Here is a 22,311-nt window from a genome sequence, read left to right as displayed (position 1 = left end):
ACGCCGCGGTACGGGATCGGCGCCGGATCGCTCCGTCGCCTTGAGTCGTCGGTATCCGTATGCAAGCCTGAGGCTTGACCGATTGTTAACTATGACGGGCCGCCCCCTGTCGCTACCGCCAGCCCATACCGCCATGACACGGCCGTCAGGCAGCCGTCGAGTCGCTCGACTCCGGCTTGTCGGCCTCAGCCTCGGCGGCGATGACGGTCTCCAGCCTCGCCTTCACCTCGCAGAGCCATGCCCATCCGGCATCGGTCGGATCGTTCTCAAACGCCTGCCGTGCTTCGCGAAGTTCGCTATGTAGCGCTCCTGCCTGCCGGTGCAAGATCATCGCCTGTCGGAGCGCGTCTGCGCGGTGCGCAGGATCGGCATGGGGCGCAAGGGTCAAGCGGTCTCGCGAGCGCCCCAGCGTCAGGATCCGCTCGGAGGCCGCCGTAAGTCCGGCACGACTGATGCGATTTTGCAACACGGCGGGCTCCGTGTGCGGATCTTCGGCCGCGCTTGCAAGAAGCACCGACAGAAGCGCCCGCGCGTCCGGATCCTCGAAATCCAGTTCGGCGATCTCTTCGGCGAACTCGCCGAGCATCTCGGGATGCGCGAGAAGCGTCCCCACGATCACCGCCTCGCGGACCGGCGCCGCACCGATGAAGCCCGCCGAGGCCGTCATGGATGCGCTCGGGCTGCCGGTGATCCGTGGCGAAACCGGCTCGCCGGGGCGGACGAAGCGGGTTCGCCCGCGGGGCGCCGGCCCGGCCGCACGCGCGCCGCGGGGCGACAGGCCGCGCAGCCGTTCCTCGATGTCGTCACGATAGTAGCGCCGCACGGTCTCGTCGCGGATCGTCGCGACGGTCGTGCGCAGGGTCTGGGTCAGGCCGGCACGCCGCTCGGGGGTGTCGATCGGACCGGCCTCGACCGCGCGACGCCAGAGAAGCTCCGAGAGCGGAAGCGCCGCGTTCAGCACCTGATCGATCGCGCCAGCCCCGCCCGAGCGCAGCAGATCGTCGGGATCCTGACCGCCGGGGAGCAGCGCGATTCGCAGCGAGCGGCCCGGTTCGAGGAGCGGCAGGGCGATGTCGAGCGCGCGGAAGGCGGCCCGCTGGCCGGCCTTGTCGCCGTCGAAGCACAGGATCGGCTCGTCGGCGTGGCGCCAGAGCAGGCCGAGCTGCTCCTCGGTCAGCGCCGTGCCGAGCGGCGCCACCGTCTCGGGGTGGCCGGCCAACGTCATGGCGATGACGTCGACATAGCCCTCGACCGCGATGATCGAGCCATGATCATGCGCGGCCTTACGGGCGCCGTGCAGGTTGTAGAGCGTCCGACCCTTGTGGAAGAGCGGCGTCTCAGGTGAGTTCAGGTACTTGGCACGCACCTCCTTGGACAGCGCTCGCCCGCCGAAGGCCACGACCCGGCCGCGCGTGTCGGTGATCGGGAACATCACCCGGTCGCGAAAATAATCGTACGGGACCGAGACGCCCTCCCCGGTCGCCAGAAGGCCCATCTCGAGCATCAAATCCTTCTCGACCCCCTGCCCGGCGAGATGATCGCGCAGGGCGTAGCGGTCGTTCGGCGCGTAGCCGAGCCGGAATTTTTGCTGGGTTTCGCGGCCAAGGGCCCGGCGTTCGAGGTAGGCGCGGGCCTCGCTGCCCTTCCCGGATTGAAGCTGGTCCTCGAACCAGCGGGCGGCCATCTCCATCACCTCGATGGCGCCGGCCCGCTTGGTCTCTGCGATACGGTTGTCCTCGGTGGGAGCGGGCAGGCTGACGCCAGCTTCCCCGGCCAGCCGCTCGACCGCCTCGGGGAAGCTGAGACCCTCCGTCTCCATCAGGAAGGTGAAGATGTCGCCGTGCTTGGACGAGGAGAAGCAGTGGTAGAACTGCTTCTGGTCGTTCACGTAGAAGGACGGGGTCTTCTCGGCGTTGAACGGCGACAGGCCGCGCCACTCGCGGCCGGCCTTCTTGAGCTGCACCCGCCGCCCGACCACGGCGGAGGCCGGCAGCCGGGCGCGGATCTCTTCCAGAATGTGGGGCGGATAGCGCACGGGGCCTGGGAGGGGTTGCGGGATCGCCGATCATAGCGCGCCGGACGTGTCCGAGTCTCAACGCCGCCGTCGTGAAAAGGTATCGCTGGGGGATTGCGTTGAGAAGTGCGCGTACCGGTCACCGCCACGCCACGGCAACCGTGGGTCGGCGCTCCGGAGGCCCGCCGATGTATATACATCTGTATCGACGGTGATTCGAGTTTGGTCTAGGATACGCCGCGTGACGGGTTCACCTGGGACCAGAGCAAGCGAGCCACCAATCTCGAGAAGCACGGTATCGATTTCCGCGACGCGATCGGCATCTTCGATGGACCGCACCTGACAACCAAGACGATCCGGAACGATGAGGTTCGGATGGTCAGCCTCGGTCGGATCGCCGAAAGCGTCATCGCCGTCGTGTGGACCGACCGGGCAGGTATCGTGCGGATCATCTCCGCGAGAGCAGCGAGGCGAAATGAAAGACAGATCTTCGCGGCGCGCGTCGGTGCCTGAGCGCCAGCCCGGTGTGACCAATCCGGCGCGGATCTCCGCGCTGAGTGACGCGGAGATCGCGACGGCGGTCGCAGACGATCCCGATGCCGCGCCGCTCGATATCGATTGGTCGCGCGCCGAGATCGTGGTCCCGGCGCGCAAGGTCGCCGTCTCCATTCGGCTGGACGCCGACATCCTCGACTATTTCAAGGATGGCGGCGGCGGTTACCAAAGTCGGATCAACGCGGTGCTGCGGAGCTATGTCAGGGCCCGAAATGCAGGCGAGACTTGAGCGCCGTCACCCCTTCGCGGCGAGCGCGGCCTTCACCAGGCCGCTCGCCTTGCCGAAATCCATTCGGCCGGCATGGGCGCCCTTCAGGGCGGCGATCACCTTGCCCATGTCCTTCGGGCCGGCGGCGCCGGTCTCGGCGATTGCAGCCTCGATCGCCGCCGTCATCTCGGCTTCGTCCATCTGCTTCGGCAGGAAGCTCTCGATGATCGCGATCTCGGCGCGCTCGTTGGCGGCGAGTTCCGGGCGACCGCCCTGCTCGTAGACGCTGGCCGATTCGGTGCGTTGCTTGATCATTTTCTGAAGCAGCGACAGGATCTCGTCTTCGGAGATCGGATCCTTGCCGTTGCCGCGAGCCTCGATGTCCCGGTCCTTCAGGGCCGCCTGGATCATCCGGACGGTCGCCAGCCGCTCCTTGTCGCCAGCCTTCATGGCCTCCTTCATTTCGGTGGTTAAGCGGGCGCGCAGCATCTGATGAGCCTTCCAAAGGTCGAAACGAGGGGCTGGCCTGCAATTTGCGGATCTGCCCTGTATTGAGCAGACATTGAGCCCAGCGGCGGGCGGAGCCACATTGACCCCATCGCGGGCCGCTCGCTAAGAGCGCCGCACACGATCATGCCGCAAGCCGAGAGCGCCGCAACACGGTGCTCGCCTTCGGCCGGACATAAGCGAGACTCACCCCATGCTGCAAGACGCTGCCGCGCACGCCCCAGACGCCACGGCGCCCGAGCCCTGGGCCGAGCCGGTCGCCACGGCCCTGCTGGTTTTGGCCGACGGGACCATCCTAGAGGGATTCGGCATCGGGCAGACCGGTATCGCCGACGGCGAGGTCTGCTTCAACACGGCGATGACCGGCTATCAGGAGATTCTGACCGACCCGTCCTATGCCGGGCAGATCGTCACCTTCACCTTCCCGCATATCGGCAATGTCGGCACCAACGACGAGGATTTGGAGAGCCTGGATGCGGCCCCGGCCTCCGGTGTACGCGGCACGGTGATCGCCTCGGCGGTGACGAAGCCGTCGAGCTGGCGCTCCTCTTCGCATCTGGACGGATGGCTCAAGGCCCGCGGCATCGTCGGGATCACCGGCGTCGACACCCGCGCGCTCACCGCCCGCATCCGCGACCAGGGCATGCCGAACGCCGTGATCGCCAACGACCCGGAGGGCCGGTTCGACCGGGAGGCCCTGAAGGCCCGGGCCGCCGCGCTCGCGCCGATGGAAGGGCTCGACCTCGTGCCGCCGGTGACGAGCCGGGCGCCGTCCGAATGGTCGGAGACCGTCTGGGCGCTGGGCAACGGCTACGGCAAGCGCGCCGCCGGCGAGGGCCTGAAGGTCGTGGCGATCGATTACGGCGTGAAGCGCAACATCCTGCGGTTGCTGGCCCAGGCCGGCTGCGACGTCACGGTGGTGCCGGCCACCACCCCGGCGGACGAGATTTTGGCGATGAAGCCAGACGGCGTGTTCCTGTCGAACGGTCCCGGTGACCCGGCGGCGACCGGCGCCTACGCGGTTCCGGTGATCCGCAAGCTGCTCGACGAGAAGGTGCCGACCTTCGGCATCTGCCTCGGCCACCAGCTGATGGGCCTGGCGCTCGGCGGGCGGACCGTGAAGATGGGCCAGGGCCATCACGGCGCGAACCATCCGGTGAAGGACAAGACCACCGGCAAGGTCGAGATCGTCTCGATGAACCACGGCTTCGCGGTGGATCCAACGAGCCTGCCGCAGACCGCGGTCGAGACCCACGTCTCGCTGTTCGACGGGTCGAATTGCGGCCTGACGCTCACAGACCGGCCCGCCTTCTCGGTCCAGCACCACCCGGAGGCCTCGCCCGGCCCGCGCGACAGCCACTACCTGTTCGAGCGATTCGTGACGCTGATGCGCTCCGGCGAGCCGGAGGCGGCGGCAAAGGCCTGATCGGCAGCCCGGCGGTATCCCATTCGGGCCCCGCCGGGGCCATAAAATCCGCCGAATTGACCGGCTTTAAGACGACCCATGACGGCCCTCGAACGGCAGCGCATCCGCGCTGACCGGCAGCGGCCCGTCACTGGGGAATGCCGGATGACCATCGACGAGGCGCGCGACGATTTCTCCCGCCTGCACCGCACCTTCACGTTGCATCTCGGCGTCGCCGTCGGCCTGTCCTGGCTGACCGCCCTCACCGCTGCCTTCTACGCTCCGTGGGTGCGCAACATCCGCGCGCTGATCGATCCGACCGGCGGCCTCGACCGCGTCGAGAGCACGGTGTCGTACCTCTTTGTCCTGCCTGCCGTCCTCGCCCTGGCCTGGGTGTCGCTGTATTTCGGCCGTGAGGCCCTGCGCCGTGCGCAGACGCTCTCCAACGTCGCCGTCGAGTTCGCCGCCGCCGCTTTGGTGGCCTTCGGGGTGTTCTACCTCTCGATCGACCGGGCCGTGGCCGCCCTCTACGCCGGCTTCTGAGACAGGGCGGCATCTGCCGCCCCGAACGGGTTACTGCACCTTCTCGAACAGCGGCTCGAACCGTTTGGCGGCGAGCTTGCCGTGCGGGTCGGCCTTGGCGGCCTCCAGGTTCTCCGGCTTGTCGCCGACCTGGATCAGGCCGACCAGGCCCATGATGTCGCCGCGCATTTGAAGCCGTACAGGCCGGGCTTGTCGAAAGTCACGGCCTCCTCCTTCCCCACCACGGTTTCGAAGCCCGGCGCACCCTCGGGGGCCATGCCTTTGATGAGTTCGGCGTTGTGGCCCTTGTCGGCTGGCACGAAGCGAATTGCGTCACCAGGCTGAATCTTCACGTAACCGGGATCGAAGACCATCATCCCGCCAGGGCCGCTGTTCAAGGTCTTCACGACGATCTCCGCGGCGCTCGCTCCCAAGATCGAGCCGATCAGCGCGGCTACGGCTCCGATGGATGCCCTGATCATTGTCAATCTCGAATGATCATGATGTCGATCGACGGGAATGACGATCGCTGAAGCCATATGGGCCGCGTCGACCACTCGCAAGCAATCACGTCATCCGGAGATAAAGTTAGAAATATTCAAAAACGATGCGCCGACGGCAGCCTGACGCGTCTTGTGCGCGCGTGGGGTGTAAATCCGACCCGGCCTTCCAAAGCGTGGACGGCCCGTGTTAACGCGGGGCTCAACGACATTCCCGCCACGTGCGTCCGGGAGCACGGCTGAAATCAGCCTTGCCCGATCGGGCGCGCTTGGCCTGAGAAGGCCTCCGATGCCCAAACGCACCGACATCTCCTCGATCCTGATCATTGGTGCGGGTCCGATCATCATCGGACAGGCCTGTGAGTTCGACTATTCCGGAACTCAGGCCTGCAAGGCGCTCCGTGAGGAGGGCTACCGCATCGTCCTGGTCAATTCGAACCCCGCCACGATCATGACCGATCCCGACATGGCGGACGCGACCTATGTCGAGCCGATCACGCCCGAGATCGTCGCCAAGATCATCGAGAAGGAGCGCCCCGACGCGATCCTGCCGACCATGGGCGGCCAGACGGCGCTGAACTGCGCCCTGTCGCTCCAGAAGATGGGTGTGCTCGCCAAGTACGGCGTGCAGATGATCGGCGCCACCGCCGAAGCGATCGACAAGGCCGAGGATCGGAGCCTGTTCCGCGACGCCATGACCAAGATCGGGCTCGACACCCCGAAATCGGCGCTGGCCAACGCCTCGGCGGCCAAGAAGGCCGACCGCGAAAAATACCTCGCCGAGGTCGCGCGCATTGAGGCCGTCGACGCGGATCCGGAGGCGCGCCAAGCCGCGTTGAAGGCCTTCGAGAAGAGCTGGATGGCGGGCGAGTCCGACCGGCGCAAGCGCTACGGCGAGCACGCCATCGGGCAGGCGCTGATCGCGCTGGCCGAGGTCGGCCTGCCGGCGATCATCCGCCCGTCCTTCACCATGGGCGGCACCGGCGGCGGCATCGCGTACAACCGCGAGGAGTTCCTGGACATCGTCGAGCGCGGCATCGACGCGTCGCCGACCAACGAGGTGCTGATCGAGGAGAGCGTGCTCGGGTGGAAGGAGTACGAGATGGAGGTCGTTCGCGATAAGAACGACAACTGCATCATCGTCTGCTCCATCGAGAACATCGATCCGATGGGCGTCCATACCGGGGACTCGATCACCGTTGCCCCCGCGCTGACGCTCACCGATAAGGAATACCAAGTGATGCGCGACGCATCGCTGGCGGTGCTCCGCGAGATCGGCGTCGAGACGGGCGGTTCGAACGTCCAATTCGCGATCAACCCCGAGAACGGGCGCATGATCGTGATCGAGATGAATCCGCGCGTCTCGCGCTCCTCGGCGCTGGCCTCGAAGGCGACCGGCTTCCCGATCGCCAAGGTCGCCGCCAAGCTCGCGGTCGGCTACACGCTGGACGAGATCGCCAACGACATCACCGGCGGCGCGACCCCGGCCTCGTTCGAGCCGACGATCGACTACGTCGTCACCAAGATTCCGCGCTTCGCCTTCGAGAAATTCCCTGGCGCCGAGCCGACGCTGACCACCGCCATGAAGTCGGTGGGTGAGGCCATGGCGATCGGCCGGTGCTTCGCGGAATCGCTGCAGAAAGCGCTGCGTTCCCTGGAGACCGGCCTGACCGGCCTCGACGACATCGAGATCGAGGGGCTGGGCAAGGGCGACGACCACAACGCCATCAAGGCCGCCATCGGCACCCCGACCCCGGATCGGCTGCTGAAGGTCGCCCAGGCCCTGCGGCTGGGCGTCAGCCACGAGCAAGTCTACGCCTCCTGTAAGATCGACCCGTGGTTCCTGGAGCAGCTCCAGGCGATCATCGACTTGGAGAACCGGGTGCGGGCCCACGGTCTGCCGAAGACCCCGGGCGCCTTCCGCCAGCTCAAGGCCGCCGGTTTCTCGGATGCCCGCCTCGCCGTGCTGGCCAAGACCGAGGAGGCTGCGGTCACGGCGGCCCGTCGCGCACTCGCCGTGCGCCCGGTGTTCAAGCGGATCGACACCTGCGCGGCCGAGTTCAAGTCGCCCACCGCCTACATGTACTCGACCTACGTGGCGCCCTTCGCCGGCACGGTGGCCGACGAGGCGTTCCCGAGCGACGCCAAGAAGGTCATCATCCTGGGCGGCGGCCCGAACCGGATCGGCCAAGGCATCGAGTTCGATTATTGCTGCTGCCACGCCTGCTACGCGCTGGCGGATGCGGGCTACGAGACCATCATGGTCAACTGTAACCCGGAGACGGTCTCGACCGACTACGACACCTCGGACCGGCTCTATTTCGAGCCGCTGACCGCCGAAGACGTCTTGGAGATCATCGAGACCGAGCGCCAGGCTGGCACCCTGCACGGGGTGATCGTGCAGTTCGGCGGCCAGACCCCGCTGAAGCTCGCCCGGGCGCTGGAAACCGCCGGCGTGCCGATCCTGGGCACCTCGCCCGACGCGATCGACCTCGCCGAGGACCGCGACCAGTTCAAGCGCCTCCTCGACAAGCTCGGCATGAAGCAGCCGAAGAACGGCATCGCCTACTCGGTGGAGCAGAGCCGACTGGTCGCGGCCGATCTCGGCCTGCCCTTCGTGGTGCGCCCGAGCTACGTGCTCGGCGGGCGTGCCATGGCGATCATCCGCGACGAGGCGCAGTTCGCCGACTACCTGCTCGACACGCTGCCCAGCCTGATCCCCTCCGAGGTGAAGGCCCGCTACCCGAACGACAAGACCGGCCAGATCAACACGGTGCTGGGCAAGAACCCGCTCCTGTTCGACCGCTACCTGTCGGACGCGGTCGAGATCGATGTCGACGCGGTCTGCGACGGCAAGGACGTGTTCATCGCCGGCATCATGGAGCACATCGAGGAGGCTGGCATCCATTCCGGCGACTCGGCCTGCTCGCTGCCGCCGCGCTCGCTCTCACCCGAGATCATGGACGAGCTGGAGCGGCAGACGAAGGCGATGGCGCTGGCCCTCAACGTCGTCGGCCTGATGAACGTGCAGTACGCCATCAAGGACGGCCTCATCTACGTGCTCGAGGTGAACCCCCGCGCCTCGCGCACGGTGCCGTTCGTCGCCAAGGTCATCGGCGAGCCGATCGCCAAGATCGCGTCGCGGATCATGGCGGGCGAGCCCTTGGCGAGCTTCGGGCTCAAGCCGAAAACCCTGACGCATATCGCCGTGAAGGAGGCCGTGTTCCCCTTCGCGCGCTTCCCCGGGGTCGACGTGCTGCTCGGGCCGGAGATGCGCTCCACCGGCGAGGTGATCGGGCTCGATGCAAGCTTCGGCGTCGCCTTCGCCAAGAGCCAGCTCGGCTCCGGGACCCAGGTGCCGAAGGCCGGCTCGGTGTTCGTCTCGGTGCGCGACGCCGACAAGCAGCGCATCCTGCCGACCATGCAGCTCCTGTCGGATCTCGGTTTCACGATCGTGGCGACCGGTGGCACCCAGCGCTACCTCGTGGAGAACGGCGTTCCGACCGAGCGGATCAACAAGGTGCTCGAAGGCCGGCCGCACGTGGTCGATGCCATCAAGAACGGCGGGATCCACCTCGTCTTCAACACAACCGAGGGCGCCGGCGCCTTATCGGACTCGCGCTCGCTCCGGCGTGCGGCCCTCTTGCATAAGGTGCCGTATTACACCACTCTAGCTGGCGCGATGGCTGCGGCCGAGGGGATCAAGGCCTACTTAGAAGGCGATCTCAAGGTCCGTGCCTTGCAGGAATACTTCGCGGCCTGAGCCTCAGGGTTCCGCCGACTTAATCTCGTGGCCCGGAGGGAGTGCTACACTCTCGGCCGGGCCTCTTCATTGTGGCGCGAGACGATGGCGATAGACAAAGTTCCGATCACGGTGGGCGGGCTCGCAGCCCTCGAAGAGGAGCTGAAGCACCGTCAGCAGGTGGAGCGCCAGCGCATCATCCAGGCGATTGCGGAAGCGCGGGCGCTGGGCGATCTGTCGGAAAACGCCGAGTATCATGCCGCCAAGGAGGCGCAGTCCCACAACGAGGGCCGCGTCATGGAGCTGGAGAGCATGATCGCGCGCGCCGAGGTGATCGATGTCTCGAAGCTCTCGGGCGACAAGATCAAGTTCGGCGCCACCGTGAAACTCGTCGACGAGGACACGGAGGAGGAGAAGACCTACCAGATCGTTGGCGAGCCGGAGGCCGACGTGCGCTCTGGCCGGGTCTCGATCACGTCGCCGATCGCCCGTGCGCTGATCGGCAAGGGCGTGGGCGACACCGTCGAGGTGACCACGCCCGGCGGCGGCAAGTCCTACGAGGTCGTTGCCGTCCGGTTCGGCGGCTGAGCGCATGCTTGCGCGTTCCCCGGGCTGGCTTGCCGGCCTGATCCTCTGCGCCGTCGCGGGCTCCGCGGCGGCAGACGACTTTCCGGCGACCGCCCGGTTCTCCGATATCCGCGTCGACGTCCGGCCTCTGATCGACAAGGGGGCGGGCCTGCAGGCGGAGGCGCTGTCGGCCGACCTGACCGAGGCCCTGCGCAAGACTTTTGCGGGCCGGATCGGCGGGCGCGGACCGCGGCTCATCGTGGTGCTGAGCGGCCTGTCGCTGCGGCCTTTTGCCGGCAGTGGCGGACGGCCGGGCTTGGGCGGTAATTTCCAGACCGATTATCTCGAGGGCGAGGCGCTGCTCGTCGGGCCGAAGGGGCAGATCCTCGGCCGGCACCCGCAGATGACCGCAACGCCGTCGAGCTACGGCGGCGCGTGGTATGATCCAGACTTCGACGGGCGCCGGCTGGCGGCGATCGCCGACATCTACGCCCAGTGGCTCGCACGGGATCTGCCGAAGGAGTGAGAATGCTCCGCCAACGTTTTCGCGTTGGAGACGACGCGCTGATCCGTCGGCGCGGCATGTGTTGCAGGAGGGGGTTCTATCCCCTTCATTCGTCCGGAAGTGCAGAGGCCGTCGCTATAGGCGGTGCGATCCCGCAAGCCCTCGTTCGAGCCCCGTGACGTGGGCACCTCAGGATGGGGGGATGGATGGGGCCGATGGGCCGATCGCTAAATGCCGTGTCCTGACGGTCGGGCTCGGCAGCGGAGCAGAGCGGGTTTTTCGAGCAAGGCGCATGGCAAGCACTGACGTCACGGAGGCGAATCCTGCTTCGGGCAACCGCCCGGATGCACGGTCCGAACCGCTGCCCGAACTGGCCCGCGCCCGCGCTTGGATCGTTACGGACGGCAAGGCAGGCGACGAGAACCAGTGCGTCGGAATCGCCGAGACATTGGGCGTTGCCTTCGAAATCCGGCAGGTTCCGGCCTCCGGGCCGTTCGGCTGGATGGCGCCTTGGGGCCCTATCGATCCGCGGGAGGGCCCCCGGCGCAGGGCCGGTGCCCTCGCGGGCCCCTATCCCGACATCCTGATCGCCTCCGGGCGCAGGTCGGTGCCCTACCTGCGCGCGGTGCGGCGCGCCACAGGCGGGCGCACCTTCACGGCTTTTCTCAAGGATCCGCGCACCGGCGAGGACAGCGCCGACTTCATCTGGGTCCCGGATTACGACGACCTGCGCGGTCCGAACGTCTTCACCACGCTGACGGCACCGCATCTCGTGACGGCAGCGCGCCTCGCCGCCGCCCGCGCCCGGCCCGACCCACGCCTCGCCCAGCTCGACCGGCCACGGGTGGCCGTCCTGGTCGGCGGTGACAGCCGCCACCTGAGCTACCGCAAGACCGATATGGTCCGCCTCGTCGGCGACCTGCGCTCGCTGGTCGACAAGGGGTGCCGGTTGATGGTGACGATCTCCCGCCGGACCCCCGATCCGCTGCGGAATGCCGTGAAGGCGCTGACCGCGGAGACCGGCGGCTTCCTCTGGGACGGGACCGGCGAGAATCCCTACGTCGCCATGCTGGCCCTGGCCGAGGCGATCGTGGTCACTTCCGATTCGGCCAATATGGTGAGCGAGGCCGTGGCCACCGGCGCGCCGGTTCTGCTGTTCGACCTGCCGCGTACCTATATCCGGCATCGGCGGATGTTCGCCGGGCTGGCGATCGCCGGAGCCCTGCGGCCGTTCACCGGTCAGTTGGTGGATCTGTCGTACAAGCCCATCGACGCGACGCCGGTGATCGCGCAGGCGCTTGCGACCGCCTATGCTGCGCACCGCACGGCCGACCACGCCTGAGGAGACCGAGAGATGGCCCATACCCACGCCAAGCTGGTGATCATCGGCTCGGGGCCGGCCGGCTATACGGCGGCGATCTACGCGGCGCGCGCCATGGTCGAGCCGCTGCTGATCTCGGGCTTTCAGCCGGGTGGCCAGCTCATGATCACCACGGATGTCGAGAACTATCCGGGCTTTGCCGAGGCGATCCAGGGACCGTGGCTGATGGAGCAGATGCGGCTTCAGGCCGAGCATGTCGGCACCCGGATCGTCTCCGAGTACATCACGAAGGTCGATCTGAAGCAGCGGCCGTTCCGGTTGGAGGCCGATTCGGGCGAGACCTATTCGTGCGACGCGCTGATCATCGCCACCGGTGCCCAGGCCAAATGGCTCGGGATCCCCTCCGAGGCGACCTTCCAGGGCGGCGGCGTCTCGGCCTGCGCCACCTGTGACGGCTTCTTCTTTCGCGGCAAGGAGGTCGTGGTGGTGGGCGGCGGCAACACCGCGGTCGAGGAGGCGCTCTATCTCGCCAACATCGCCAGCAAGGTCACGGTGGTCCACCGCCGCGATGCGTTCCGGGCCGAGCGGATCCTGCAGGAGCGCCTGTTCAAGCACCCGAACGTGGAGGTGCTCTGGCACCGTGAGATCGCCGAGATCTGCGGCGCGCTGAAGCCTGCGCCGGGCGTCACCCATGTCCGTCTGAAGGACCCGCGCTCCGGCGAAATCAGCGAGGTTAAGGCGGACGGGGTGTTCGTGGCGATCGGCCACCAGCCGGCGACCGCGATCTTCGAGGGGCAGCTGCCGATGCGCCACGGCGGTTACCTGACCGTCAAGCCCGGCACCACGGAAACCGACATTCCCGGCGTTTACGCGGCGGGCGATGTGACGGATGACGTCTACCGGCAGGCGATTACGGCCGCCGGCATGGGCTGCATGGCCGCGCTGGAGGCGGAAAAATTCCTGGCAAACCTCGAGATCGGCGAGAATCCTGTCCAGGCTGCGGCGGCCGAGTAGGCCAACATTCCCCGGTAACGCCACGTGCGGCTGTGATTGTGCTGCGGAAGCGCGGTCTTGCACGAGATTCCTGATCCATGCGCTTGCGCTCGACCATGCGCCGTGCGCATAGGAGTATCGACTGCGCCGGGATGCATCTCACGCATACCCGCGCGACGCCGCGCGTGTTTCTCAACCGTCGGCGCCGCGCAGCTCGCCCGGTGATCCGCCCGCTACGCCACGTGTCCGCCGCGTTCGGGCACCGAGAGCGGGCTTGCGCTGGTAGGGATTCTCGCCTTGGACTGGGACAAGATCCGGATCTTCCTGAACGTCGCCGAGGCGGGCAGCTTCACCAAGGCGGGTGACGATATCGGGCTCAGCCAGTCAGCAGTCAGCCGTCAGATCAGTGCCCTGGAGCGCGAGCTGAAGGCACCGCTGTTCCATCGCCACGCACGGGGCCTCCTCCTCACCGAGCAGGGCGACCTGCTGTTCCGGGCTGCCCGGGACATGAAGCTGCGGCTGGAAAACACCCGAGCCCGTCTCGTCGAGACCGCCGAGCGGCCGACCGGCGATCTCAAGGTGACCACGACGGTGGGCCTCGGCACCTCCTGGTTGTCCCAGCGGGTCGGTGAATTCCTTGATCTCTACCCGGACGTGCGGATCGAACTGATCCTCACCAACGAGGAGTTGGATCTCGCCATGCGCGAGGCCGACGTGGCGATTCGCATGCGCCGCCCGGCCCAGCCCGACCTGATCCAGCGGCGCTTATTCACCGTCCACTACCACGCCTTCGCGAGCCAGGATTACGTCAAGCGCTTCGGCGAGCCCAAATCGGTCGACGATCTCGACGATCACCGCCTCGTCTCGTTCGGCGGCAATGAGCCGTCCTACCTGCTCGCCGCCCATTGGCTGGCCGATGCTGGCCGGGAAGGCCGAGAGAGGCGCCAGGTCCATCTGACGGTGAACAATATCGGCGCGCTGCAGCGTGCGATGGAGGCCGGCGCGGGCATCGGAATCCTGCCCGACTACGCGGTGGATGGCGACCAGCAGCTTGTGCAGGTCCTGCGCGAGACCGAGATGCCGAGCCTGGAGAGCTACCTCGTTTACGCCGAGGAGATGCGGTCGGTCGCCCGGGTCCAGGCATTCCGCGACTTCCTCGTATCGAAGGCGCAGCGCTGGACCTATTGAGGTCGGACGGCTATTGCCTCCCGCGAGACGGGAGGCAATCGATGCGCAACGTGTTGTTGGCTGCGATCCCGGTAGTCCTGTGCCTGACCACGAGCGTGCGGGCGGATGACTGCCAAGAAGCTTGGTATCAGCGCAACCTGATCTACAAGCAGGCAGGCTATTGCTTCCGCACGGAGCGGACGATCCGGACCTTCGGAAATGCCGATTGCCGCTACGACGCGATGCGGGACGTGCGTCTGTCGCGCTCGGAGCAGCAGACGGCCGCCCAGCTGCAGGCCTTCGAGCGCGCCAACGCCTGTCCGCCCTGAGGCGGGAGTGCGGACGAAGCGGAAGGGGTCAGACGAACAGCCGCTCGCCCTCCAGGCCCTTGTAGAGCCCAGCGACCTGCTCGCCGTAGCCGTTATAGATCAGTGTCGGCACGCGCTGGTCGGTGCCGAGTACGCGCTCGGTCGCCTGGCTCCAGCGCGGATGCGGCACGGCCGGGTTCACGTTGGCCCAGAAACCGTACTCGGACGCCTGCAGACCCTCCCAGAAGGTCTTCGGCCGATCGGCCGTGAAGGACACCTTCACGATCGATTTCGCCGATTTGAAGCCGTACTTCCACGGCACCGCGATGCGGATCGGCGCGCCGAACTGGTTGGGCAGCGGCTTGCCGTAGACCCCCGTCACCACGAAGGCGAGGTCGTTCCCAGCCTCGGCCAGCGTCAGGCCTTCGGTGTAAGGCCAGGGGTAGTAGAAGGCGCGCTGGCCCGGGGCCATCGCCTTGTCCATGAAGGTCTCGAAGCGGATGTACTTCGCCCCCGACGTCGGCTTGGCCAGCGCCACCAGCTTCGCGAGCGGGAAGCCGGTCCACGGCACCGCCATCGACCACGCCTCGACGCAGCGGTGGCGGTACAGCCGCTCCTCCAGACCGACCTTCCGGATGAGATCGTCCACGCCGATCTCGAACGGCTTCTCGACCAGCCCGTCGATCTTCAGAATCCAGGGCTGGGTCTTGAGCGCGTTCGCGGCCGGCAGCACGGTCTTGGACGTGCCGAACTCGTAGAAGTTGTTGTAGTCGCCGCTGAACCGTTCGGACGTCACCGGCCGGTCGAGGGTGTAGGCAGGGTTCTGCGGCGCCGGATAGAGCGACGGGTCGCCCGCGGCCGCCAGGGCGGTTCGGCCACCGAGGAGTGAGCCGGCGGCGAGCCCGGCCGCACCGCCGATCAGCGCGCGCCGATTGAGGAACAGGGATTCCGGGGTGACGAGATGCTCCGGGATCTCCCAGCCGCGTTTGCGCTTGATCAACATCGCCGCCTCTTCGCGTTTCCCGCGCCTACAACTCACAGATCGGCCCAGGCCGACAGGGCTGCAAGCGCCGCAGCCTCACCTTTCGGCGAGCGCGGCCGGGCGGTTACGCGTCCAGGCGTCGCGGGTCGTCATCCGGCCCCCGGCGTCTCGTCCCGCAGCACCCGCCGCAGCACCTTGCCGACGTTGGTCTTGGGCAGGGCCTCGTGGAGTACGATCTGGCGCGGGACCTTGTAGCCGGTGAGCTGCGTGCGTGCATGGGCCCGGATCGCATCGGGCGCGAGGGACGGATCCTTCAGCACCACGTGGGCCACCACCATCTCACCGGTCTCCGCATTCGGCTTGCCGACCACCGCGCATTCGAGCACGCCGGGATGGGCCGCGAGCACCTCTTCCACCTCGTTCGGATAGACGTTGAAGCCGGAGACGAGGATCATGTCCTTCATCCGGTCGACGATCTTGAACTGGCCGTCCGGCAACATGATCGCGACGTCGCCGGTGCGGAAGAAACCGTCCGCCGTCATGGCACGGGCCGTCTCGTCCGCCCGGTTCCAGTAGCCGCACATCACCTGGGGGCCGCGCACGCAGATCTCCCCCGGCTGCCCGGGCGGGACCGGCTCGCCGGCCGCGTCGCGGATCGAGACTTCGGTGGAGGGCAGCGGGAAGCCGATCGTACCGGAAAATTCGCGCATCCCCCGCGGGTTGACGCAGACGACCGGAGACGTTTCCGACAGGCCGTAGCCCTCGATGATCGTGTTGCCGGTGAGCGCCTTCCAACGCTCGGCCACGGCACGCTGGACCGCCGTTCCGCCGCCGACCACGAAATCGAGGTGCGAGAAGTCCACCGTGCCGATTTGCGGGTGGTTGATCAGCACGTTGAATAGCGTGTTGACGCCCATCAGACAGGTGAAGCGATAGCGGCTCAGCGTCTTGACCATCCCGTCGCAGTCGCGCGGGTTGGGGATCAGCAGGCACGATCCGCCGCTGCGCATGAACTGGAAGAAGCACGCGGTCAGCGCGAAGATGTGGTAGAGCGGCAGCGCCGTGACGGCGCAGCGCTCGATGGTCGGATCCTTCGAGTCGAACCAGAGCTGCGACTGCTCGACATTCGCCATGATGTTGCGGTGGCTCAGCATCGCCGCCTTGGCGATGCCCGTGGTGCCACCCGTGTATTGCAGGAACGCCAGGTCCTCCGGGCCGACCTTGGCCGTGGCCCGGGGCAGCGCGCGGCCCTGGCGGAGCAGTGCGGCGAAGGGCAGTGCGAGCCCCTCCGGCAGCCGGAACGGCGGCACCGCCTTGCGCACGTGCCGGCTGGCGAGGTTGATCACGCGGCCCTTCAGGCCGAGTCCATCCCCGGGTCCGACCAGGACGACGCGTTTCAGTGTGAGATCCGGCAGGGCGGACGCGACCGTGGCGCCGAAATTCTCCAGGACGATCAGGATCCGCGCGCCGGAATCGTTGAGCTGCTGCGTGAGTTCCCGGGGCGTGTAGAGGGGATTGGTGTTCACGACCGTCCCGCCCGCCAGCAGGACGCCGAAGATCGCCACCGCGTAGGCCGGCACGTTCGGCAGCATGATGGCGACGCGGTCGCCCTTGGCCAAGCCTTCCGCCTCAAGCCACGCGGCGAGGTCGCGCGCCTGCTGGCTCAGCGTGGCGTAGGTCATGGCCGAGCCGAAGCACAGCATCGCCGGGCGGTCCGAGAAGGTCGCCGCGCTGGTCTCGAACAGGTCGACCAGGGTGCCGAGTCGCGCCAGATCGATCTCGGCCGGTACGCTCGGGGGATACGACGCCAGCCAGGGCCGCGCCGCTTCGTCGCCGGCCGGTGAATGCGGCATCATTCTGGACGGCAGCGCCTGCGCGCCGTGATCGATCACGTTCGCCTCATGCATCGTGAAGCCTCCCCCGGGCCCGGCTCTCGACGGCCGAGTCCCTCAACGCGGAACGGGCTGACTCTGCGGGAACGGCGCGCGCCTCGCAAGGCGGTGCGCTCAGGAGGCCGGACGAAGCCGGCGCAGTGTCGTCAACGCAGCGTGCGGCAGGGCGGCGACGGCCAGAAGCAGGGCCGCCAAGCCAACTTCGCCGATGCGCAGCGCCCTGAGCGGCCAGGGGCCGAGGCCGAGCGTGCCGGACAGACCGATCACGGCCGCGCCGAACCAGAGCGCCAGGAAGGCGAGTGCCCCCGCGCCGAACCGCCTGAGTCGCGGTCGCAGCGGGCGATTCGCCACGATGGCGAACAAGCCGAGAATGCCGCCGAACAGGGCCGCCGCCACGCCGGCTCCGAGCGCGTAGGCCAGCCACAGGGGCTGGTGGGTCAGGAATGCCATCCCGCCGGTGGCGAAGCCGGCGCGCAGGATCACGCCGCCGAAGGTCGGATAGAGCCCCGCCAGCAGCAGGACCGCCGCGCCCAAGAGGCCGAACGCAATGCGCCGCGGGATCGAGGCTGGCCCCGGCCCTGCGGCCACGCGGGCGAGATGGGCGAGCCCGTAGACGAGGGCGAAGACGAAGAGCGGGTAGCGCCCGGCGAAATACCCGAACACCCAGGGTTCGACCGCCTCCGGCATCGCCGAGCGTTGGCTGAGACCGGTCGCCGCGATGAGGACCAGGGCGAGCAGCATGGCCAGGATCGGCCCGAGGGCCGCCAGCCACCGCGTGCCGGTACGTCGCCCGGCAGCCGGAGCCACGCCGGCCGGATCAATCGCTGTCGGCGGCGCAGGCCTCATGCTCGGCTCCACGCCGCCGATCTGCGCCTTAAGCCTACTTCGCCTCGTAATGGTCCCGCACCAGCCGGTCGAGCAGGCGCACGCCCCAGCCGGCACCCCAGCTGCGGTTGATCTCGCTGGCATTGGACGACATCGCCACGCCCGCGATGTCGAGATGCGCCCACGGCACCTCCTCGACGTAGCGCTTGATGAACGAGGCCGCCGTCGCCGCGCCGCCGTGACGGCCGCCGGTGTTCTTCATGTCGGCGAACTTGGAGTCGATCGCCTTGTCGTAGGCGGGGATCAGCGGCATCCGCCAGACCTTCTCGCCCGTGGCCTCGCCCGCCGCATGAATGTTGCCCGCCAGCGTGTCGTCGTTCGAGAACATTCCGGCGATGTCCTGGCCCAGAGCCACGATGATCGCCCCGGTCAGCGTCGCGAGGTCCACCATCGCCTTCGGCTTGTAGCTGCGGACCACGTGGGTGATCACGTCGGCGAGCACGAGCCGGCCCTCGGCATCGGTGTTGATGACCTCGATGGTCTGGCCGGACATGGAGGTGATGATGTCGGACGGGCGGTAGGCGCCGCCATCCGGCATGTTCTCGACGATGCCGATGGCGCCGATCACATTGGCTCGCGCCTTCCGCGACGCGAGGGCGTGGAGCGCCCCGACCACCGCGGCCGCGCCGCCCATGTCGCCCTTCATGTCCTCCATGCCGCCGCCCGGCTTGATCGAGATGCCGCCGGAATCGAAGATCACGCCCTTGCCGATCAGGGCTACGGGTGCCTCGCCGGCGGCGCCGCCGTTCCAGCGCATGATCACGATCCGCGGCTCACGGACGGAGCCCTGCGCCACCGCGAGCAGCGCGCCCATGCCGAGCTCGCGCATCCGGGCGGGCTCCAGCACCTCGATCTCGACGCCGAGCTTGTCGAGTTCCGAGGCGCGCTTGGCGAACTCCTCGGGGAAGAGCACGTTCGGCGGCTCGTTCACGAGGTTGCGTGCCAGGATCACGCTGTCGGCGAGCGTCCGGGCGCCCTCCCCCTCGCCGGAGGCCGTGGCATGGTCGGCGAGCAGCAGGGTCAACGACGTCCCGGCCTTGTCCTCGGCATCGGGCTTCTTCTTGGTCTTGTAGCGGTCGAAGGTGTAGCTGCGCAGGCGCGCACCCAGGGCGAACTCGCCGGCCTCGCGGGCCGACACCGTCGCGCCCGGCCAGTCGAGCACCACGCGGGCGGTGCGGCCCGAGACCTTGCCGGCCGTGAAGCCGCCGAGCGCCGGCCAGTCGGTCTTGGCGCGGTCCTTGTCGGAGCCGAGTCCCACGACCACGAGGCGATCCGCCGAGACGCCCGCGGGCGCCGGCAGGCTCATCGCGCTGAGCGAGCGGCCCTTGAACTTTTCCGAGGCGGCCGCGCGGGTGACGAGATCGGCGCCGGACGCACCGATGATCTCCCGGGCCGCTGATCCGAGGGCCAAGTCGTCGCCGACGAAAACGACGAGATCGCCGGATCCACCCGGGCCCGGCCCGCTCGACTCCAGGGGACCGAAACCGATCTCGATACCGTCCGCCATACCCGCCGCCATCCCTGCCGCTACTCGTGCCGCCCCTTGGCCCGCTTGTCCGGAGCCGCACCCCGAGGCCGCGCGGTGCCCGCACAGGCCATCCGCCCTGTGTAGCCGCTGAGACGAAGAACGCAACGCGGCGCGAAAGCCCTCGAATCGCCCCTTTTGTCGGGTCATCCCGCGGTGAGGGTGCGAAGGAACGAGCGGAACTGCCGGGCCGATGAGGCAGATCGAGCGCTACATCTTCCGGATCGCCCTGGGCGCCACCTTGGCCTGCCTGATCGGGCTGACCGGCACCATCTGGCTGACGCAGGCCCTGCGCGAGCTCGACCTCGTGACCGCGAAGGGGCAGACGCTGCTCGTCTTCCTGTTCGTCACGGGATTGTCACTGCCGACGCTGATCGTCGTGATCGCCCCGGTGGCCCTGTTCATCGGCACGATCTACGCCCTCAACAAGCTCAACGGCGATTCCGAGCTGATCGTGATGTCGGCGGCCGGCATGCCGCCCCGGGCGCTCCTGCGCCCGTTCCGCAGGCTCGCGGTGATCGTCAGCTTCGTGATCGGGTTCCTGGTGGTCGTCGTGATGCCGGCGAGCTTTCAGGAGCTGCGCGACGTCATCACCCGGGTGCGCGGCGACTTCATCGCCAACGTCGTCAAGGAGGGGCAGTTCACCCAGCTCGACAACGGCATCACCTTCCATTTCCGCGAGCGCGGACCCGGGGGCACCCTCAAGGGCCTGTTCATTCAGGACCGCCGCGAGGCCGGCAAGACCAAGGTCTACCTCGCCGACCGGGGCAACGCCGTCGATATCGACGGGCAGAGCTACTTGATCCTGGAGAATGGCAGCGTCCATCAGCAACAGACGGACTCGCGCGATTCCTCGATCCTGACCTTCGAGCGCTACACGATCGACCTCGCGGCCTTCGCGCCCCCGGATGCCGACACGATCTACAAGCCGCGCGAGCGCTCGACCACGCAGCTCCTGTTCCCCGATGCGAGCGAGGGCTACTACAAGCTGCAGAAGGGCCGCTTCCGGGCCGAGCTGCACGACCGGCTCTCCGCCTGCCTGTACCCGCTGGCATTCGCCTTCATCGCGTTCGCGGCGCTCGGCGACCCCCGCACCACCCGGCAGGGGCGCGGGCTCGCCATCGCGGGGGCGATCCTCGCGGTGGTGGGGTTGCGCATCGCGGGCTTCGCGGCGGTCAGTGCTGCGGCGCGCAGCCAGGCGGCGGTGGCGGCGGTCTACGGCGTGCCGCTGCTCGCCATCGGCCTGTCCTGTCTCGTGATCTTCTTCGGGCCCCGGGTGCGGGCGTTCAACGCTGCGGTGGCGCGAGGGCTGCGGGATCTCCTGCCCGGCCGCCGTCTCGCGCCGGCGACCTGACCCGGCCATGTTCATCGGCCCAACTCTGGGGCGCTACTTCGCCGCCCGCTTCGCTCGTACGGTGCTCGGCGTCTTCGTTACCGTTTTCGCGCTGGTCTACACCCTCGATTTCGTGGAGCTGTTGCGCCGCGCCGGCGAGACCCAGGGCGCCTCCACCGGGCTGATGGCGCAGCTCTCCCTCTACCGGACCCCCGCGGTGGCCGAGGGCGTGCTGCCCTTCGCGGTCCTGTTCGGCTCGATGGCGGCCCTGCTCCAACTCTCGCGCAAGCTGGAGCTGGTGGTGGCCCGGGCGGCCGGCATCTCGGCGTGGCAGTTCCTGCAGCCCGGGATCTTCGTGGCGCTGGCCCTGGGTGCGGCGGCGGTCGGGATCTACAACCCGGTCTCGGCGATGCTGAAGCAGCGCTCCACCGAGATCGAGGCGAAGATCTTCGCCAAGGCCACGAAGGCGAGTTCCGGCAAGGATCTCTGGATCCGCCAGAGGGGCGTCGACGGCGAGGCGATCCTGCGCGCCGAGACCGCGATCGAGGGCACCACGATCCTGTCGGGCGTTTCGGTCTTCGCGTTCGACGCGTCGGGCAAGTTCGTGGACCAGCTGGTGGCCGCCCACGCCACGCTCCACGACGGCTATTGGGAGCTGACCGATGTGCGCGTTCTCACACCGGACGCGCCGCCTGAGTCGTTCGACACCTACCTGATCGCCTCGAATCTCGACCCCGGGCAGGTCCGGCAGCGCTTCACACCCCCGGAATCTGTGCCTTTCTGGCAACTCCCCACAACGATCGCACGGACCGAGCGGGCCGGTTTGGATGCCACCCGATACCGCCTCCAGTACGATGTCCTGTGGGCAAGACCCATCCTCTTCGTTGCGATGGTGATCGTCGCTGCAACCGTTTCCTTACGGTTCTTCCGCTTTGGTGGTGTTGGCAAACTCGTCCTCGGAGGCGTCGCGGCCGGCTTCGCCCTCTACGTGATCCGACAGGTCATGGAGGGGCTCGGAGCGTCCGGTCTCGTCGCCGCACCGGTGGCGGCCTGGTTCCCCGCCGTGGTAGGCAGTCTTCTCGGTACGCTCACGCTTCTGTACCAGGAAGACGGCTGACGCTCGCGGTCACGCGTGGGCAGGGAGACCGGTGGTGGGGTTGGTGGCGGTTGACGTCACAGGGGTTGGGACACGCGTTGCGTAAGGTCGCCGACATCCTGCGGAAGGCGGGTCTCCTGTTCATGCTGGCGCTCGCCGCGCCGCTGGCGGGTGGCCTGTCGGCGCACGCGCAAGGCCTGCCGGAGCTCAGGACCGGCAAGCCCGGCGACAAGCTGTTGGTCGAGGCCGACGAGCTGATCTACGACAACGACCACAGCACGGTG

19 protein-coding genes and 2 pseudogenes are annotated in these 22,311 nt (G+C 67.9%); 14 read left to right on the top strand and 7 right to left on the bottom strand.

Going from position 1 to position 22,311, the window contains the following annotated elements; translation table 11 throughout:
- Nucleotides 1-145: 145 nt before the first annotated feature.
- Nucleotides 146-2,035, bottom strand: coding sequence for a DNA primase (gene dnaG / locus OXS27_RS07315; RefSeq protein ID WP_267355350.1), 1,890 nt, complete (start codon nucleotides 2,033-2,035; stop codon nucleotides 146-148).
- 246 nt (nucleotides 2,036-2,281) lie between these two features.
- On the opposite strand from dnaG, the pseudogene OXS27_RS07310 reads away from it, so the two are divergent.
- A pseudogene (locus OXS27_RS07310) lies at nucleotides 2,282-2,527 on the top strand (BrnT family toxin); the annotation flags it as partial.
- A gap of 13 nt (nucleotides 2,528-2,540) precedes the next feature.
- Entirely contained in the window at nucleotides 2,541-2,798 is a 258-nt protein-coding gene (locus OXS27_RS07305; protein WP_267355349.1) for a BrnA antitoxin family protein, read from the top strand.
- Nucleotides 2,799-2,804: 6 nt separating this feature from the next.
- Here OXS27_RS07305 and OXS27_RS07300 read toward each other — a convergent pair whose 3' ends face one another.
- The gene (locus OXS27_RS07300; RefSeq protein WP_267355348.1) at nucleotides 2,805-3,266 is read right to left on the bottom strand and encodes a GatB/YqeY domain-containing protein; all 462 of its coding nucleotides are present in this window, start codon (nucleotides 3,264-3,266) and stop codon (nucleotides 2,805-2,807) included.
- A 211-nt stretch (nucleotides 3,267-3,477) separates the two neighbouring features.
- On the opposite strand from OXS27_RS07300, the gene carA reads away from it, so the two are divergent.
- Together carA and OXS27_RS07290 are read left to right on the top strand one after the other, a co-directional pair.
- Nucleotides 3,478-4,710 (top strand): glutamine-hydrolyzing carbamoyl-phosphate synthase small subunit, encoded by a 1,233-nt coding sequence (gene carA / locus OXS27_RS07295; protein WP_243917104.1) that lies wholly within the window; start codon nucleotides 3,478-3,480, stop codon nucleotides 4,708-4,710.
- 144 nt (nucleotides 4,711-4,854) lie between these two features.
- Nucleotides 4,855-5,232, top strand: coding sequence for a hypothetical protein (locus OXS27_RS07290; RefSeq protein WP_243917242.1), 378 nt, complete (start codon nucleotides 4,855-4,857; stop codon nucleotides 5,230-5,232).
- Nucleotides 5,233-5,262: 30 nt separating this feature from the next.
- Here the strand turns inward: OXS27_RS07290 and OXS27_RS07285 are convergent.
- A pseudogene (locus OXS27_RS07285) lies at nucleotides 5,263-5,693 on the bottom strand (pseudoazurin).
- Between the two features lie 307 nt (nucleotides 5,694-6,000).
- Between OXS27_RS07285 and carB the strand changes: the two are divergent.
- From carB to OXS27_RS07250, 7 genes are all read left to right on the top strand, one after another.
- Nucleotides 6,001-9,474 carry a carbamoyl-phosphate synthase large subunit gene (gene carB / locus OXS27_RS07280; RefSeq protein WP_243917106.1) on the top strand — a complete coding sequence of 1,158 codons (3,474 nt, stop codon included), beginning with the start codon at nucleotides 6,001-6,003 and terminating at the stop codon, nucleotides 9,472-9,474.
- Nucleotides 9,475-9,564: 90 nt separating this feature from the next.
- Nucleotides 9,565-10,041, top strand: coding sequence for a transcription elongation factor GreA (greA, locus tag OXS27_RS07275; RefSeq protein ID WP_243917246.1), 477 nt, complete (start codon nucleotides 9,565-9,567; stop codon nucleotides 10,039-10,041).
- Between the two features lie 4 nt (nucleotides 10,042-10,045).
- Entirely contained in the window at nucleotides 10,046-10,546 is a 501-nt protein-coding gene (locus OXS27_RS07270) for a hypothetical protein (protein ID WP_267355347.1), read from the top strand.
- A gap of 271 nt (nucleotides 10,547-10,817) precedes the next feature.
- Nucleotides 10,818-11,867: a mitochondrial fission ELM1 family protein gene (locus tag OXS27_RS07265; RefSeq protein ID WP_267355346.1), complete on the top strand. Its 1,050-nt coding sequence runs from the start codon at nucleotides 10,818-10,820 to the stop codon at nucleotides 11,865-11,867.
- A 12-nt stretch (nucleotides 11,868-11,879) separates the two neighbouring features.
- Complete coding sequence (gene trxB / locus OXS27_RS07260; protein WP_243917112.1) at nucleotides 11,880-12,860, top strand: thioredoxin-disulfide reductase; 981 nt, start codon at nucleotides 11,880-11,882, stop codon at nucleotides 12,858-12,860.
- Nucleotides 12,861-13,136: 276 nt separating this feature from the next.
- Nucleotides 13,137-14,027: a LysR family transcriptional regulator gene (locus OXS27_RS07255; protein ID WP_243917114.1), complete on the top strand. Its 891-nt coding sequence runs from the start codon at nucleotides 13,137-13,139 to the stop codon at nucleotides 14,025-14,027.
- A 41-nt stretch (nucleotides 14,028-14,068) separates the two neighbouring features.
- Nucleotides 14,069-14,335 (top strand): YARHG domain-containing protein, encoded by a 267-nt coding sequence (locus tag OXS27_RS07250; protein WP_267355345.1) that lies wholly within the window; start codon nucleotides 14,069-14,071, stop codon nucleotides 14,333-14,335.
- Between the two features lie 28 nt (nucleotides 14,336-14,363).
- On the opposite strand, the gene msrP is transcribed toward OXS27_RS07250, so the two are convergent.
- The 4 genes from msrP to OXS27_RS07230 all read right to left on the bottom strand — a co-directional run bounded on the left by msrP (nucleotide 14,364) and on the right by OXS27_RS07230 (nucleotide 19,580).
- A complete protein-coding gene (msrP, locus tag OXS27_RS07245; protein WP_243917117.1) occupies nucleotides 14,364-15,317 on the bottom strand; it encodes a protein-methionine-sulfoxide reductase catalytic subunit MsrP in 954 nt (317 codons plus the stop codon).
- Nucleotides 15,318-15,445: 128 nt separating this feature from the next.
- On the bottom strand, nucleotides 15,446-17,152 hold the full coding sequence (locus OXS27_RS07240) for an AMP-binding protein (RefSeq protein ID WP_267355503.1): 1,707 nt from the start codon (nucleotides 17,150-17,152) through the stop codon (nucleotides 15,446-15,448).
- 150 nt (nucleotides 17,153-17,302) lie between these two features.
- Nucleotides 17,303-18,034, bottom strand: a complete 732-nt coding sequence (locus tag OXS27_RS07235) for a hypothetical protein (RefSeq protein ID WP_267355344.1) — start codon at nucleotides 18,032-18,034, stop codon at nucleotides 17,303-17,305.
- Between the two features lie 34 nt (nucleotides 18,035-18,068).
- On the bottom strand, nucleotides 18,069-19,580 hold the full coding sequence (locus tag OXS27_RS07230; RefSeq protein ID WP_267355343.1) for a leucyl aminopeptidase: 1,512 nt from the start codon (nucleotides 19,578-19,580) through the stop codon (nucleotides 18,069-18,071).
- 211 nt (nucleotides 19,581-19,791) lie between these two features.
- Between OXS27_RS07230 and lptF the strand changes: the two genes are divergently transcribed.
- The 3 genes from lptF to OXS27_RS07215 form a co-directional block, all read left to right on the top strand.
- The gene (gene lptF, locus OXS27_RS07225) at nucleotides 19,792-20,952 is read left to right on the top strand and encodes an LPS export ABC transporter permease LptF (protein ID WP_267355342.1); all 1,161 of its coding nucleotides are present in this window, start codon (nucleotides 19,792-19,794) and stop codon (nucleotides 20,950-20,952) included.
- A 7-nt stretch (nucleotides 20,953-20,959) separates the two neighbouring features.
- Nucleotides 20,960-22,048 (top strand): LPS export ABC transporter permease LptG, encoded by a 1,089-nt coding sequence (gene lptG, locus OXS27_RS07220; protein ID WP_243917131.1) that lies wholly within the window; start codon nucleotides 20,960-20,962, stop codon nucleotides 22,046-22,048.
- Between the two features lie 77 nt (nucleotides 22,049-22,125).
- A partial coding sequence (locus OXS27_RS07215) for a hypothetical protein (protein ID WP_267355341.1) occupies nucleotides 22,126-22,311 on the top strand: 186 nt, incomplete at its 3' end.

The organism is Methylobacterium sp. GC_Met_3, from assembly GCF_026540775.1.
In the GTDB taxonomy this organism is placed as follows: Bacteria; Pseudomonadota; Alphaproteobacteria; order Rhizobiales; family Beijerinckiaceae; genus Methylobacterium.
This window is presented reverse-complemented; position numbering and strand designations above follow the sequence as displayed.